The sequence below is a fragment of the Mesorhizobium sp. CCNWLY176 genome (genome assembly GCF_037153935.1).
Lineage (GTDB): Bacteria > Pseudomonadota > Alphaproteobacteria > Rhizobiales > Rhizobiaceae > Mesorhizobium_M > Mesorhizobium_M zhangyense.
This window is the reverse complement of record NZ_JBBBDZ010000012.1, coordinates 24,000-39,075: the sequence shown is the minus strand read 5'-3', so window position 1 is coordinate 39,075 and position 15,076 is coordinate 24,000. Positions and strand designations below refer to the sequence as shown.

The 15,076-nt window shown below is 61.7% G+C and carries 17 protein-coding genes; 7 read left to right on the top strand and 10 right to left on the bottom strand.

Translation table 11 applies throughout. The features are described from left to right. Window positions 1-87 precede the first annotated feature (87 nt). Together WBQ96_RS19425 and WBQ96_RS19420 are read left to right on the top strand one after the other, a co-directional pair. On the top strand, window positions 88-549 hold the full coding sequence (locus tag WBQ96_RS19425) for a MaoC family dehydratase (protein ID WP_336553380.1): 462 nt from the start codon (window positions 88-90) through the stop codon (window positions 547-549). Further along, window positions 546-1,013 carry a MaoC family dehydratase gene (locus WBQ96_RS19420; RefSeq protein ID WP_336553382.1) on the top strand — a complete coding sequence of 156 codons (468 nt, stop codon included), beginning with the start codon at window positions 546-548 and terminating at the stop codon, window positions 1,011-1,013. The genes WBQ96_RS19425 and WBQ96_RS19420 overlap by 4 nt, the downstream gene beginning before the upstream one ends. A 160-nt stretch (window positions 1,014-1,173) precedes the next feature. On the opposite strand, the gene WBQ96_RS19415 is transcribed toward WBQ96_RS19420, so the two are convergent. The 4 genes from WBQ96_RS19415 to petA form a co-directional block, all read right to left on the bottom strand. Beyond that, entirely contained in the window at window positions 1,174-1,719 is a 546-nt protein-coding gene (locus WBQ96_RS19415) for an adenine phosphoribosyltransferase (RefSeq protein WP_336553383.1), read from the bottom strand. 101 nt (window positions 1,720-1,820) lie between these two features. After that, window positions 1,821-2,684 (bottom strand): cytochrome c1, encoded by an 864-nt coding sequence (locus WBQ96_RS19410; protein WP_336553385.1) that lies wholly within the window; start codon window positions 2,682-2,684, stop codon window positions 1,821-1,823. 26 nt (window positions 2,685-2,710) lie between these two features. Beyond that, window positions 2,711-4,012, bottom strand: coding sequence for a cytochrome b (locus WBQ96_RS19405; RefSeq protein WP_336553387.1), 1,302 nt, complete (start codon window positions 4,010-4,012; stop codon window positions 2,711-2,713). 19 nt (window positions 4,013-4,031) lie between these two features. Next, on the bottom strand, window positions 4,032-4,592 hold the full coding sequence (gene petA / locus WBQ96_RS19400) for a ubiquinol-cytochrome c reductase iron-sulfur subunit (protein ID WP_165116714.1): 561 nt from the start codon (window positions 4,590-4,592) through the stop codon (window positions 4,032-4,034). Between the two features lie 309 nt (window positions 4,593-4,901). On the opposite strand from petA, the gene WBQ96_RS19395 reads away from it, so the two are divergent. Both WBQ96_RS19395 and WBQ96_RS19390 read left to right on the top strand, forming a co-directional pair. Beyond that, window positions 4,902-5,159, top strand: a complete 258-nt coding sequence (locus WBQ96_RS19395; protein ID WP_165116716.1) for a type II toxin-antitoxin system Phd/YefM family antitoxin — start codon at window positions 4,902-4,904, stop codon at window positions 5,157-5,159. Then, the gene (locus WBQ96_RS19390; protein WP_336553392.1) at window positions 5,159-5,587 is read left to right on the top strand and encodes a type II toxin-antitoxin system VapC family toxin; all 429 of its coding nucleotides are present in this window, start codon (window positions 5,159-5,161) and stop codon (window positions 5,585-5,587) included. Before WBQ96_RS19395 ends, WBQ96_RS19390 begins: the two co-directional genes overlap by 1 nt. A 31-nt stretch (window positions 5,588-5,618) precedes the next feature. Here the strand turns inward: WBQ96_RS19390 and WBQ96_RS19385 are convergent, their stop codons facing one another. The 5 genes from WBQ96_RS19385 to WBQ96_RS19365 all read right to left on the bottom strand — a co-directional run bounded on the left by WBQ96_RS19385 (window position 5,619) and on the right by WBQ96_RS19365 (window position 12,053). After that, complete coding sequence (locus WBQ96_RS19385; protein WP_336553394.1) at window positions 5,619-5,930, bottom strand: DUF6665 family protein; 312 nt, start codon at window positions 5,928-5,930, stop codon at window positions 5,619-5,621. A gap of 7 nt (window positions 5,931-5,937) precedes the next feature. Continuing rightward, window positions 5,938-7,806 carry an ABC transporter ATP-binding protein gene (locus WBQ96_RS19380; protein ID WP_336553396.1) on the bottom strand — a complete coding sequence of 623 codons (1,869 nt, stop codon included), beginning with the start codon at window positions 7,804-7,806 and terminating at the stop codon, window positions 5,938-5,940. Further along, entirely contained in the window at window positions 7,803-9,680 is a 1,878-nt protein-coding gene (locus WBQ96_RS19375) for an ABC transporter ATP-binding protein (protein WP_336553448.1), read from the bottom strand. Before WBQ96_RS19375 ends, WBQ96_RS19380 begins: the two co-directional genes overlap by 4 nt. Before the next feature lie 2 nt (window positions 9,681-9,682). After that, entirely contained in the window at window positions 9,683-11,557 is a 1,875-nt protein-coding gene (locus tag WBQ96_RS19370) for an ABC transporter ATP-binding protein (protein ID WP_336553398.1), read from the bottom strand. A gap of 121 nt (window positions 11,558-11,678) precedes the next feature. Further along, on the bottom strand, window positions 11,679-12,053 hold the full coding sequence (locus WBQ96_RS19365) for a hypothetical protein (protein ID WP_337035914.1): 375 nt from the start codon (window positions 12,051-12,053) through the stop codon (window positions 11,679-11,681). 451 nt (window positions 12,054-12,504) lie between these two features. On the opposite strand from WBQ96_RS19365, the gene WBQ96_RS19360 reads away from it, so the two are divergent. Continuing rightward, complete coding sequence (locus tag WBQ96_RS19360) at window positions 12,505-12,963, top strand: tRNA (cytidine(34)-2'-O)-methyltransferase (RefSeq protein ID WP_336553449.1); 459 nt, start codon at window positions 12,505-12,507, stop codon at window positions 12,961-12,963. A 170-nt stretch (window positions 12,964-13,133) separates the two neighbouring features. Continuing rightward, the gene (gene soxR / locus WBQ96_RS19355; RefSeq protein ID WP_165116730.1) at window positions 13,134-13,607 is read left to right on the top strand and encodes a redox-sensitive transcriptional activator SoxR; all 474 of its coding nucleotides are present in this window, start codon (window positions 13,134-13,136) and stop codon (window positions 13,605-13,607) included. A 34-nt stretch (window positions 13,608-13,641) separates the two neighbouring features. On the opposite strand, the gene WBQ96_RS19350 is transcribed toward soxR, so the two are convergent. Further along, on the bottom strand, window positions 13,642-13,899 hold the full coding sequence (locus WBQ96_RS19350) for a hypothetical protein (protein WP_091917690.1): 258 nt from the start codon (window positions 13,897-13,899) through the stop codon (window positions 13,642-13,644). A 122-nt stretch (window positions 13,900-14,021) separates the two neighbouring features. Between WBQ96_RS19350 and hemF the strand changes: the two genes are divergently transcribed. Further along, entirely contained in the window at window positions 14,022-14,936 is a 915-nt protein-coding gene (gene hemF, locus WBQ96_RS19345; RefSeq protein ID WP_336553403.1) for an oxygen-dependent coproporphyrinogen oxidase, read from the top strand. The last annotated feature ends 140 nt before the right edge of the window (window positions 14,937-15,076 follow it).

The following is a 15,076-nucleotide window of genomic DNA, read 5'->3' as shown; positions in this document are numbered from 1 at the left end:
GTAAGGCACCTGTGGCGCCACGCCCGGCCTTGCCGTCGGAGGCGACAATTGGCACTATGAAAGTTCAAGCCTGAACAGGATTGCGGCATGACCACCAAGAAATGGGCCTATGAGGATTTCCCCGAAGGCGGCTCGATCGACCTCGGCACCAAGGTTGTCACCGCCGCCGAGATCATCGAATTCGCCAGCGAGTTCGACCCTCAGCCGATGCACCTCGACGAGGAAGCCGGCAAGGCGAGCATTCTGGGCGGGCTTTCGGCCTCCGGCTGGCACACCTGCGCGATGTTCATGCGCATGATGTGCGACGCCTTCCTGCTCGACTCCACCTCGCAAGGCGCGCCCGGCATCGAATATGCCCGCTGGAAGAAACCTGTACTGGCCGGGGACACGCTGACGGGCCGCAGCGCCGTCCTCGCCAAGCGCCTGTCGAAATCGCGCCCGACGCTCGGCTTCGTCACCTGCCGCCATGAACTCTTCAACCAGAAGGGCGAAAGCGTGATCGAGCTGGAAAACACCGGAATGTTCCTGACGCGCGAGGGCACGGCATGACGCTGGACGAATTCCTCGGCATCGGCGTCACGGTCACCCTCGGCTCGCACAGATTCGAGCCGGAAGCCATCAAGGCTTTTGCCGCCAAATACGACCCCCAGCCTTTCCATATGGATGAGAAGAAGGCCGAGAACAGCGTGTTCGGCAGGCTCTGCGCCTCCGGCTGGCACACCACCGCGACCTGGATGCGTTACAATCTTGAACAGCAGGCGCTGGCAGACGGTAAATGGGACGGCCCCGGCCCCAAGCCGGAATTCGGCCCCTCACCCGGCTTTAAGAACCTGAAATGGCTGAAGCCGGTCTATGCCGGCGAAACAGTAACCTTCACCCGCACCGGCTTGAGCCATAGGCCGGTCGCCAGCCGTCCCGGATGGCGGCTCGTCACCATCCGCGCCGACGCTTTCGATTCGACCGGTGACAAGGTTCTGGAGTTCGAGAGCGCGGTTCTGGTGAAGGCGGATTGAGAACGATCTGAAAGTTCAGTGCTGCCCCTCACCTGCCTGCCGGCATCCTCTCCCCGTATAGTGACGGGGAGAGGAAGACTGGCCGCAACGTTGACGCCCCCTCTCCCCGTTCTTCACGGGGAGAGGGTAAGGGTGAGGGGCAGCGCCGACCTCTCAAAACTCAATGCCCGTCGAACGCCACCAGCGTCCTCACCGGCACATCCAGCGCCTCCAGCTTCGCCCTTCCGCCCAGCTCCGGCAGGTCGATAACGAAACAGGCGGCCACGATATCCGCCCCCATCTGGCGCAGCAGCTTCACGGCGCCCTCAGCCGTGCCTCCGGTGGCAATCAGGTCGTCGACCAGGATAACCTTCTCACCGGGCACGACCGCGTCCTTGTGCATCTCCATCTCGTCCAGCCCGTATTCCAGGCTGTAGGCGACGCGCACGGTTTCGTGCGGCAGCTTTCCCTTCTTTCGGATCGGAATGAAGCCAGATGAGAGTTGGTGCGCCATTGCCCCGCCAAGGATAAAGCCGCGCGCCTCGATGCCGGCGATCTTGTCTATCTTCGAGCCGGCATAGGGATGCACCAGTTCGTCGATAGCGCGCCGGTATGCCCGCGCATTGCCGAGCAGCGTGGTGATGTCGCGGAACATGATGCCCGGCTTGGGATAGTCGGGAATGTTGCGGATCGCAGAGATCAAGGTGTCTTCGAGGGAGGATTTCATGAGACCGTTCCGTTGAGGCTTACTTGTGCGACCGCGCGGACAAAAAGAAAAGGGCGCTTGCGCGCCCTTCCCAACATTCGACTTGCCGGCGGTTGCCGCTTTTAGTGGGCGACGCCCGACCAGACCTTGCGCTTGGTCAGGTAGACGAGCGCTCCGAACAGCAGCAGGAAGGCCATGACACGGAAGCCGGTCTGCTTGCGTGCTTCCAGATGCGGCTCGGCGGCCCACATCAGGAAGGCGGAAACGTCGCGGGAATACTGGTCGACCGTCTGCGGCGCGCCATCGTCATAGGTGACCTGGTCATCCGAGATCGGCTTGGCCATGGCCAGCGACTTGCCGGCGATGAAATACGGGTTGTAGTGCGTGCCCTCGGCGATCTGCATCCCCGCAGGCGGCTGCTCGTCGAAGCCCGTCAGCAGCGCGTGAATATAGTCCGGACCGGCTTCGGCATACTGCGTGAAGATGTCGAAGATGAAGGTCGGGAACCCACGTTCCACGCCGCGCGCCTTGGCGATCAGCGAGAAGTCCGGGGGAGCCGCACCACCGTTTGCAGCGGCAGCCGCATTGTGGTTCGGGAACGGCGACGGGAAGTGATCGCTGGGGATCGCCTTGCGCGTGAACATCTCGCCATCGGCGTTGGGGCCATCCTGCACTTCGTATTCGGCAGCGAAAGCCTTCACCTGGGCCTCGGAATAGCCGAGATCTGCCAGCGTGCGGAAAGCTACCAGCTCCATCGAATGACAGGCCGAGCAGACTTCCTTGTAGACCTTCAGGCCGCGCTGGAGCTGGGCCTTGTCGTAGGTGCCGAACGGACCTGCGAAAGACCACTTTTCCTGCTTCGGCTTGTGGATCGGAAAATGGGTCGGCTCAGCCTCGTTATGGCCTTCCTCGGCGGCGATGGCAGCGCCGAATGCGCCGGCCACGACCAGTCCGAACACAGCCAATCCAGTGAGAATCTTTTTCATGCGAACATTCCTCTCAAGATTCTCGCTCAGCCCTTGGTTTCCGGCGATGCCGCAGCACCCGCGGGATGACCCGAGCCGGACTTGTTCTTCTCAAGCACCGCTTCGGTGATCGAGTTCGGCAACCGCCGCGGCGTCTCGATCAAGCCGAGAACCGGCATGATGACGAGGAAGAACGCGAAGTAGTAAAGCGTCGAGGCCTGAGCCAGCGCCACATATGTGCCTTCCGCCGGGCGCGAACCGAGCCAGCCGAGGAAGATGGCATTGGCAACGAACAGCCAGAAGAACAGCTTGTACCACGGGCGGTAGAAGGCCGAGCGAACCTTCGACGTATCCAGCCACGGCACGAAGAACAGGACCGCGATGGCGCCGAACATGGCCAGCACGCCGCCGAGCTTCGAGTCGATCGGACCGATGTTGAAGGTGATGGCGCGCAGGATCGCGTAGAACGGCAGGTAGTACCATTCAGGCACGATATGGGCCGGCGTCTTCAGCGAGTCGGCAACGATGTAGTTGTCCGGGTGGCCGAGATAGTTCGGGATGTAGAAGACGAAGTAGGCGAACACGGCAAGGAACACGACCATGCCGAAGGCATCCTTGATGGTCGCATAGGGCGTGAAGGCCACGGTGTCGGTCTTCGACTTGATCTCGATGCCGGTCGGGTTGGTCTGGCCGACGACATGCAGCGCCCAGATATGAAGAATGACGACGCCGGCAATCATGAAGGGCAGCAGATAGTGCAGCGCAAAGAAGCGGTTCAGCGTCGGGTTGTCGACGGCGAAGCCACCAAGCAGAAGCTGCTGGATCCACTCGCCCACCAGCGGAATGGCGGTGAAGAAGCCGGTGATGACGGTGGCGCCCCAGAAGGACATCTGGCCCCAGGGCAACACGTAGCCCATGAAACCGGTCGCCATCATCAAGAGATAGATTATGCAGCCGAGGATCCAGAGCAGTTCACGCGGCGCCTTGTACGAGCCGTAGTAGAGGCCGCGCATGATGTGGATGTAGACGGCAATGAAGAACATCGAAGCGCCGTTGGAATGCAGGTAGCGCAAGAGCCAGCCCGAATTCACGTCGCGCATGATCTTTTCGACCGACTGGAAGGCCAGGGTCGTGTCTGCCGCATAGTGCATGGCCAGCACGATGCCGGTCAGGATCTGCGCACCCAGCATCAGCGAAAGAATGCCGCCGAAGGTGTAGGCATAGTTCAGGTTACGCGGAACCGGAAAAGAGACGAACGAGTCGTGGATGAGGCGCGGCAATGGCATGCGCGCGTCGAACCAGCGTTCGATGCCTGTCTTTGGCGAATAGGTCGAGTGTCCACCGCTCATGGATTAAGTTCCCTCTGCCTTAGCCGATCCGGATCGAAGTGTCGGAAATGAACGAGAATACCGGGATCGCCATGTTCTCAGGCGCCGGTCCTTTGCGAATGCGTCCGGCCGTATCATACGCCGAGCCGTGGCACGGGCAGAACCAGCCGCCATATTCACCCTGCTCGCCGAGCGGGATGCAGCCAAGATGGGTGCAGACCTGAACCATCACCATCCAGGCTTCCTTGCCCGGCACGGTGCGGTTTGCGTCGGTCGCGGGCGCGTCGCTCGCCAGATTGGCGTTGCGTGCAAGCGGATCCTTGAGATCGCTGAGGCTGACGGCCTCGGCTTCCTTCATCTCTTTTTCGGTGCGGTTGCGGATAGCCACCGGCTTGCCGCGCCACTTGACCGTCAGCGACATGCCAGGCGTCAGCGACGAAACGTCAACCTCCACCGAGGAGGCTGCAAGCGTCGAGGCGTCGGGGCGCATCTGGTCGATGAACGGCCAGGCGACCGCACCAGCGCCAACGACGCCAGCCATGCCGGTCGCCACATAAAGAAAATCACGACGGGTTGGGTCGATCGTGTCGTTTGCGCTCACGAGATATGATCCTTTCGCCTTACCCACGCCGGCGGTGGAGCCATGTCCCCGCTCACTGTCGACGGCCCGCAACCGCATAGCGGACCAGGCTGACGAATTCCTCCGGCATTTGGCACTCGGTTTATGCGCGAAGCCGGCGCTTGTCCAGACGGGACAAGGGGTCAGGGCAGATTGTCGCGGGTGGCTGTGGAGAGTTTATCAACAGGGTGGAAAACCATGCGCCATGTAAAAATGTAGATACATATCTACATTATCGTTGATACGTGGCCATTTTTGTGGAAATCTATCTGTAGACGAACGAGGATCACCGTGACCATTACGACTCTGTCCAGCCGCACGTTCAATCAGGACACAAGCGGCGCTAAGAAAGCCGCGAATAATGGCCCGGTCTTTATTACCGACCGTGGCCGGCCGGCCCATGTCCTGCTGACGATCGAGGATTATGAGCGCCTTGCAGGCAAGACGATGAGCCTGGCCGAAGCCCTTGCACAGACCGATGGCGGCGATTTCGACTTCAATCCGCAACCCATCGGCAAAGGCCTGTTCAGGCCGGCCGATCTCGACTGATGTACCTGCTCGACACCAACGTCATCTCCGAACTCAGGCGCAGGGAACGGGCAAACCGTCAGGTTCTGGCGTGGGCGGACACCATGTCGCCGGTGCAGTTCTTCCTTTCGGCCATAACCGTGCTCGAACTGGAATATGGCGCCCTTCTTGTCGAGAGGCGAGACGCGCTGCAAGGCGCATCGCTACGCAACTGGATTTCAGGAACCATTTTGCCGCAATTTGAAGGCCGCATCCTTCCGGTCGACACCACGGTTGCTTTGCGCTGTGCAGCCTTGCACGTACCCGATCCTCGACCCGAGCGCGATTCGCTGATTGCGGCAACGGCGCTGGTGCACGGCCTGATCATCGTCACGCGCAACACAAGCGACTTCCAGCCGACCAGCGCGCCGCTTTTCAACCCGTGGCATGAGACGGGCGCCACGGCCTGACCCGCCCCTCTCATGGCTCGAATAACCGCGCTCACATCGCGCCGAGCCTGACCAAAACTTCCTTCGGGATGGCGAGATCGCGGATCACGTCGTCATGGCGGCGCAGGCCGCAAAGCTCGCGCTGGATGAAATAGGCATGCACGGCGCGAGCCGTCGCTTTCAGCAACCGTGTTCTCCCATCGGCATCGCCCTGATGATTGCGCAGCAGCGCCAGCGCCTCCTCGGCGCGCTGTCCGGCTCGGCCGAGCGATACGGCCATTTCCGCCAGCATTTCGTGCTCCAGCACGTTGAAGCCTGTATCCTGCGATGGATGCGAATACTTGCCGGGCGGACGAAGCGACATGGCCGCCCTACTCCGCGGCGAGCCGATCGGCCAGGAAGCCGCCCGACTGGCGCTTCCACAGCTGCGCATAAAGGCCATCCCTGGCGATCAGCGCTTCATGCGTGCCTTCCTCGACAATCTGGCCGTCGTCGATGACGATCAACCTGTCCAGCGCCGCGATGGTGGAAAGCCGGTGAGCGATGGCGATGACGGTCTTGCCTTCCATCATCCGGTAGAGATTGTCCTGGATCGCCGCCTCGACTTCCGAATCCAGCGCCGAGGTCGCCTCGTCGAGAATGAGTATCGGCGCATCCTTCAGCATCATGCGCGCGATGGCCACGCGCTGGCGCTGGCCGCCCGAAAGTTTCACGCCGCGCTCGCCGACGTGGGCATCGTAGCCGCGCCTGTCCTTGGGATCGGACACATCGACGATGAACTCATGCGCCGCCGCCCGCTCGGCAGCCTCCTCGATCTCCGCCTGCGTCGCCCCTTCCCGGCCATAGCCGATATTGTCGCGGATCGAGCGATGCATCAGCATCGCCTCCTGGCTGACCACGCCGAACTGCGCGCGCAGCGACCCTTGCGTCACCGAGCGTAAATCATGCCCGTCGATAAGGATGCGGCCTTGCTCGACATCGAACAGCCGCAGCGCCAGGTTGACGATGGTCGTCTTGCCCGCCCCCGACGGGCCGATCAGCGCCACACGCTCACCCGGCCTGACATGCAGGTTCAGGTTCTCTATGACGCCGCCGCCCTTGCCATAGTGGAACGAGACGTTCTCGAAGCGGATATCGCCTTTTGCGCGCGGCATGACCACCGCATCCGCCGCATCACGTATCGCAGGCCGTACCGAGATCGTGCGGGTGGCATCCTGCACGGTGGCATAATTGCGGATCAGGCCGCTGATGTTGAACATGATCCAGCCCGACATCTGGTTCAGCCGGAAGACAAGGCCGAGCGAGGCAGCGATGGCGCCAGTGGAAATGCCGCCACCGGTCCATTTGTAGATGCAGATCGCCGCCACCGATCCCATCATGAAGCCGTTGAGGATGGCAATCGCGCTGCGAACCAGCGTGACCGAGCGCGTCAGCCGCACGACCGCAACCAGAAACCGCTCCAGCCCGTCGCGGACATAGGCATGTTCGCGCCGCCCGCTGTCGAACAGTTTTACCGCCATGATGTTGGTGAAGGCATCGACCAGCCGCCCGTTGAAGATCGAGCGTTCGTCTGCCACGGCGCGGCCGGCGCGGCGCATTTCGGGCAGCAGGAAGTAGACGATCGCTCCATAGAGGACGAACCAGACCGTCACCACGACACCCATCAGCGGATCGACCGTAATCAGGATCGTCGTCGTCAGGATCATGAAGGTCAGGAACGCCCACATGGTCTGGAGCACATTGACGATGAAATCGCCGACGGCCTCGCCGCCCTGCATGATCTTTGTCGCGATGCGTCCGGCAAAATCGTTCTGGTAGAAATCATAGGGCTGCTCGATGACGCGGCGGAATGCCTGCCAGCGCACCATCGAGAAAAAGCCGGGCACGACCATCTGCTGCTCGACGATCGCGCCGCCGATCATCACCACGCTGCGCACCACCAGAAGCAGCGCCATGAGCGCCACCAGTTCCGGCCAGTGATCGGTCAGCAATGCCTGCGGGCTGGTCTTGTCGAGAAGATCGATCAGCCAGCCCACAGACCAGTAGAGCGCGGCATCGACCGCGCCGCTCAGGCCGCCGACGATCAGCAACAGAATGAACGGCCCCTTGGCCTGACTGGCGAAGTAAAGGATGAAGCGCCACGCATTGGCCGGCAGCACTTCGCGGTCGGTGTCCTGGAAGGGATCGACCGCGCCCTCGAACCTGCGCCACAGCCTGTCGCTAAAGTTGCCGTCTTTCATTCGGCCGGCCTCGTCGCTTCGATCTGGTCTTCGTGGAACAGGAAGCCGCCGGACTGGCGCTTCCACAGCCGCGCATAAAGGCCGTCCTGCTCCACGAGTTCGTCATGCGTACCCTGCTCGACGATGCGCCCGTCATCGAGCACCACCAGCCGGTCGAGGGCTGCGATGGTAGAGAGGCGGTGCGCAATGGCGATGACGGTCTTGTTCTGCATCAGCGCATGGAGATTTTCCTGGATCGCCGCCTCGACATCCGAATCGAGCGCCGAGGTCGCTTCATCCAGCACCAATATAGGCGCGTCCTTCAGGAAGACACGCGCGATGGCGATGCGCTGGCGCTGGCCGCCCGACAGCTTCACGCCGCGCTCGCCGACATAGGCGTCGTAGCCGGCGCGCTCCTTGTTGTCCCGCAGCCTGCCGATGAAATCATGCGCCTCGGCCTTGCGCGCGGCTGAAATAATCTCGGCGTCGGTCGCGTCCGGCTTGCCGAGCTTGATGTTGTCGCGCAGCGACCGGTGGAACAGTGCGGTATCCTGGCTGACGACGCCGATATTGGCCCGCAGCGAATCCTGCGTGATCGTCGAGATATCCTGCCCGTCGATGACTATCCTGCCGCCTTCCAGATCGTAGAGCCGCAGCATCAGGTTGACGAGCGTGGTCTTGCCGGCACCGGAAGGCCCGACCAGCCCGACCTTCTCGCCCGGCTTGACGACGAGATCGATGCCTTCGAGCACCCCGCCGCCCTTGCCGTAGTGGAAGACGACGTTTTCAGCGCGGATCTCGCCACCCTTGACCACCAGTTCCTTGGCACCGGGCTTGTCGATCAGCCCGAGCGGCTGCGAAATCAGCGCCTTGGAGTTTTCGAGAACGCCGAGATTCCGCAGGATGCCGTTGAGCTGCATCATCAGCCGCAGCAGCAACATGTTGAGCCGCAGCACGAGGCTGAGCGTGAAGGCGACGGCGCCGACGGTAATCGTGCCCTCGACCCAGAGAAACACGGCAAAGCAGGCAATCGCCGTGATCATAACGCCAGACAGCGCGGTCATGGTGATGCGCAGGCCGGTCAGCTTGCGCATGAACGGCCGCTGCGTCTCGACATAGGTGTCGAAGCCGTTGCGGATATAGCGGTCGTCGCCATCGGCGGCGAACAGCTTCAGCGTCAGCACATTGGAATAGGAATCGACGATGCGGCCATTGATCATCGAGCCGGCCTCGGCGGTCGCCTCGGCATGCTTGCGTATCGACGGCAGGTAATGGCGCGCGACGAAGCCGAAGGCGATGATCCAGACCAGCACCAGACCAGCCATGCGCAGGTCAAGGCTCGCCACCAGCGCCAGCGTGGTGATCGTATAGATGATCATGAACCACACGACCTCGATGAAGCTTTCCATCAGGTCGCCCGTCGCCTGCCCCGCCTGCCACACCTTGGTAGCGATGCGGCCGGCGAAATCGTTCTGGAAGAAGGCATAGGACTGGCGCGAGACGTGGCGATGCGCCTGCCAGCGGACGAGATTGTAGAAGCCCGGCGTAATCGTCTGCTCGTCGATCAGGTCGGACAGCGCCTCGACGATCGTACGCAGCACCAGAACGGTGACCAGCATGAACAGCAATTGCATGCCGGCAGCATCCCACAGCCCCTGCCAGCTTCGGTTGTTGGACGCCTGATCGAGAATATCGACCAGATGCCCGACGAAATAAAAAAGCCCCGCTTCGACGAGCGGGGCTATTCCACCGATGACCAGCATGGCGAAGAAGGCGAGCTTTGCCTGGCCGACATAATGCCAGATAAAGCCCCACACCGTCTCGGGTGGCCGAAGGTTTCCGGGCTCCCGAAACGGGTTCACCCAGCCTTCGAACACCTCATAGACGGCGCGCATGCTCATTCGGCGGCGAGACCCTTTCCAAGCGTTGCATTCTCAACCGATTCGTCATCCGGCAGGAAGCCGCCTGATTGACGGGTCCAGAGCTGCGCATAGAGCCCGCCGCGTGCGACGAGTTCCTCATGCGAGCCTTCCTCGATGACCCGGCCCTGGTCCATGACGACCAGCCGGTCCATCGCGGCTATGGTGGAAAGCCGGTGGGCGATCGCGATCACTGTCTTGCCCTCCATCAGCCTGTAGAGGTTTTCCTGGATTGCCGCCTCGACCTCGGAATCGAGCGCGGACGTCGCCTCGTCGAGAATGAGGATCGGCGCGTCCTTCAGCATAACGCGGGCAATGGCGATGCGTTGCCTCTGCCCGCCCGACAATTTCACGCCACGCTCGCCGACATGGGCGTCGTAGCCCTTGCGTCCCTTCGGATCGGAAAGCCCGGCGATGAATTCGGCAGCCGAGGCGCGCCGCGCTGCTTCCACCATCATCTCGTCGTCGGCATCGGGACGGCCATAAAGAATATTGTCGCGCACCGAACGATGCAGCAGCGACGTATCCTGCGTGACCATGCCGATCTCGGCGCGCAGCGAATCCTGCGCCACGGCCGAGATGTCCTGGCCGTCGACAAGGATGCGGCCGCTTTCCAGATCGTAGAAGCGCAGCAAAAGGTTCACCAGCGTCGACTTGCCCGCTCCCGAGCGCCCGACCAGACCGACCTTCTCGCCCGGCCTGATCGTCAGCGACAGATGCTCGATGACGCCTTTGCCCTTGCCGTAGTGGAAGCCGATATTCTCGAACGCGATCTCGCCCTTGCTGACGGCGATATCCTTCGCGCCGGGCTTGTCCTCGACAAGCCGCGGCATCGAGATCGAGCCGATGCCGTCCTGCACCGTGCCGATATTCTCGAACAGGCCCGACACTTCCCACATGATCCACTGCGACATGCCCCACAGCCGCAGCACCAGTCCGATGACGACGGCGACAGCGCCGATCGATACGGCCTCGCCGAGCCACAGCCAGATGGACAGCGCGGTGACAGCGGTGAGCAGGACCGAATTGAGGACATAAAGAACGCCATAGAGCCCTGTGACCAGCCGCATCGAGCGATAGACCGTCTCGAGGAAGCTCGACATGCCCTCGCGCGCAAAGGAGGCTTCACGCCGGCTATGCGAAAACAGTTTTACCGTCTGGATGTTGGTGTAGCTGTCGACGACGCGCCCGGTCATCAGCGAGCGGGCGTCCGCCTGCTCTTCCGCCACCTTGCCGAGCCGCGGGATGAAGTAGCGCAGCAATATCATGTAGCAGACGAGCCAGATGGCAAGCGGCGCAGCCAGCCGCCAGTCGGCAGAGCCGACAATGACCAGCATGCCGAGGAAATAGACGATGACGTAGTTCAAGACGTCGACGAGCTTGATCACGCATTCGCGCACCGCGAGCGCCGTCTGCATCAGCTTGGTGGCGATGCGGCCTGCAAACTCGTCCTGGTAGAAGGTCATCGACTGCTTGAGCAGGTAGCGGTGCACCTGCCAGCGGATGCGCATGGGATAGTTGCCCATCAGCGTCTGCTGGTTGACCATCGAATTGATGAACACCGTGCCCGGCAGCAGAAACAGCACGACGAAGGCCATCGCCGCCAGCTTCCAGCCCTCGGTCTGGAGGAAGGTCTCGCGATTCTGCGCCGACAGCCAGTCTACGATCGAGCCGAGGAAGCCGAACATCCACACTTCGGCCAGCGCGACCAGCGCCGTCAGAATAGCCGAAACGGCAATGAAGGGCCACGACCCCTTGGTGTAATGGAGGCAGAAGGCGACCAGCGTCTTTGGCGGCTCGACCGGCTCTGCTGCGGGAAATGGATCTAGTCTTTTTTCAAACCAGCGAAACATCGTTCATTCTCTGTTTGGTGCCTTTTCCCGAAAGCTGCGCGCCGTTCGGGAAGTTAATTCGTAAAAACAACATGTTACAGCATAAATCCGAATCAATCCGGGATCATGCTGCAGCGTTGGTTCATGCAGCGCGGCGAACCGATTCACCTTCATCGTATTCGGGCGCCTCCTCACTGGCTTGATCGGGCTTGCCTTCCAGGGCCGGCCCGACCTCCTCAATGTAGGGCGTCCGGGCGGATTCGCCGATATCTTCGGCGACCGCTCCTGCCACGGTTGTGACAGGAGCCCGCCAATCCCTGAGAGACCGCAATGCCGAAGCAATGCGATCGCCCAGCCATTGCAGCGGCGAGCGGTAGCCCGGATCGGGGCTTGCACCCGAAAAGTCGACATCGGGCAGACCGCCGCGACGCCGTATCCGGCTTTCCGGATAGTCGGACGGCAGGCGCACGCCCATGACCATCGCCCAGGCCGACAGCTTGCGCTCGGACAGGCTCACGCGACCGTTCGGCTGCGGCGACAAAGGGGCTGGTTCTGGTGGGGATTTTCGCCCCCTGAATGAAAAAGACATGGTCGGATTCCTTTGAAAACGGAAAAGAGTTCCGGCGGGAATCGAGTCCTGAAGCTTCGAAATGTCAGAGTTAAAGCGCCAAACCCTGGCCGACATCACGCCCAAAGGCCGTGGATCGGGAGCGCACGAATACGCGGAGATGGAGTTACTGGTGCTTTAGAATGTCAAAGGAAAGCTTCGAACCGAAAACCGCCGTCAGCGTCGTGCGGCATGGGCCGGGAGCAAGAACATATGAATAGTCATGACTGCCTCCGTCGGTTCGAGTTGACAATGACGGCTCTATAACCGCATTCGGCGCGCAAGACCACGCATAACTGCCAAATTGTCGCAACCTTGCGGCGCCTGTGGCGATCACGCAACACATTAGCGAGTGAAGATATTGCCCGACGGCATCCGCATCGCCCTCTACCAGCCCGACATCGCCGGCAACACCGGCACCATCCTGCGCATGGCCGCCTGCCTCGCCATCGCCGTCGACATCATCGAACCGGCCGGCTTCGACCTTTCGGACCGCAACCTGAGACGGGCCGGCATGGACTATCTCGAAATGGCCTCCCTGACGCGCCATGTCGATTTCACGGCGTTCGAGGCGTGGCGAAAGGCCGAAGGCCGCCGGCTCGTTCTGTTCTCGACCAAAGCCGCCCTGCCCTACACGCAGTTTCGCTATGCCGATGGCGACGTAATATTGTTTGGCCGCGAGTCGGCCGGCGTACCAGAAGACGTGCATGAGACCGCCGACGCGCGGCTCCTCATCCCGATGAAGGGCGGCGGCCGCAGCCTCAATCTCGCGCTGAGTGCCGCGATGGCCGCGGGCGAAGCGATCCGGCAACTCGGCTGAAACATCTTCTATCCCCGCCACTATCGCCCAGCTTGCAATCTTGCGTCCTCGGACCCTGACCGACCCGCCGATTCTCAGCCGTGTGAACATCATCTCATCCTTCGATTTGCATCCTGAAGGATCTCTTGCTACAACCTCAACATTAGTTGAGGTCAAGCGGAAAGTCGGACATGGGCAGGGAATTGTCAGTCGGCGAGGTGGCGCATCGTAGCGGCATCGCGGTTTCAGCACTTCATTTCTACGAGACGAAGGGGCTCATCCAAAGCCATCGCACCGGTGGCAACCAGCGCCGATACGGCCAGGACGTGCTGCGCCGGGTCGCCGTCATCAAGGTCGCGCAGGAGGTCGGCATTTCGCTGGCCGATATCGCCGCCGCTCTGGCCGCGCTGCCGGATGGCAGGACGCCGACGCGGGAAGACTGGCGCGTGCTTTCGGAAGGCTGGGCCGCCGATCTCGACCAGCGCATTCTTCAGTTGCAGAAGCTGCGCAACGGGCTGACCAACTGCATCGGCTGCGGCTGCATGTCCATCGACCGCTGCCCCCTGCACAATGCCGACGACCATCTCAGCGAAGACGGCCCCGGCCCGCGCCTGCTTCTGACCGCATCGCACAGAAAATCCAGCCGCGAATGCGGAAAGCTCTGAACTTGGCCGCCGCCCGCCCGAATCTCAACACAGTCTAGTCGGAAGTCGGCAGGCGCCGGATGGTGAACTCGATGACATCGCCCGGTCGCTCGAACCAGCTTTCGATCGTTGTCCAATAGGCCTGCTTCGGCCAGCGTTCGAACCACTCCTGCGCCTTGGCGCGGGCGTCCGGACGGGGCAACACGAAAGTCTCGCGCAAAAAGCCGTCGCGTGGCGTGCGCTCACGCTCTGCCCGGCTCTGGTCGAGCCTTCTTTTCAGACCATCGAGCGGCGGTCTCGTCGGGGTACGCACGACTAACTCCTTGACCCTGATCAATTACAGATTAGGGATCGCGCGGGAAAAGACGAGTCATTTTCGCAGGCGCCAATCACCAGATGGCAGGCCTGCAAGGCAGTGAGTGGAGACGAGTGCCTATGGAGCGAGCTGAAATACCGGCGGGATTGCCTGCGGATATCGAAGGCAAGAAGGAACGGGCGCGCGCCTGGTTCGAGGAACTGCGCGACCGCATCTGCGCCGGCTTCGAGCAGATCGAGGACGACCTCACCGGCCCGCAGGCCTCATGGTCGCCGGGCCGTTTCGAAAAGACCCCCTGGCAGCGCGAGGAAGGCAAGGGCGGTGGCGGCATCATGTCGATGATGCATGGCCGTGTCTTCGAGAAAGTCGGCGTCCACACCTCCACCGTCCATGGCGAATTCTCTCCGGAGTTCCGCAAGCAGATGCCCGGTGCCGAGGAAGATCCAAGCTTCTGGGCAAGCGGTATCTCGCTGATTGCGCACCCCTGGAACCCCAACGTGCCCGCCGTACACATGAACACGCGCATGGTGGTGACCTCGCGCCAATGGTTCGGCGGCGGTGCTGATCTCACCCCCGTGCTCGACCGTCGTCGCACGCAGGAAGACCCGGACACGCTCGCCTTCCACAAGACGATGCAGTTCGCCTGCGGCAAGCACGCCGCGATCGCCGACTACGACCGCTACAAGGCCTGGTGCGACGAGTATTTTTATCTCCCCCACCGCAATGAGGCGCGCGGCGTCGGCGGCATCTTCTTCGACTATTTGCAGTCGCCGCAGGAAAAGGGCGGCTGGGAAGCGGACTTTCGCTTCGTGCAGGATGTCGGCCGTTCCTTCCTCGTTGTCTACCAGCATCTGGTGCGCAAGAATTTCGGCCTGAACTGGACCGACGGCGACCGCGAAGAACAGCTGATTCGCCGCGGCCGCTACGTCGAGTTCAACCTGCTCTACGATCGCGGCACCATTTTCGGCCTGAAGACCGGCGGCAACGTCAACTCGATCCTGTCGAGCATGCCGCCGGAGGTGAAGTGGCCGTGATGCAGGTAATGTCGCTTATGGGCAATGTGACCTGAAAGCGACACTTATGCCGGATTGTTACCACCTGTAAGATTGCGTGGTGACAGCGGGCAATAATCTCACTATCTCATGGATAAGGCTGGTTCGAGCGTGAAAACACG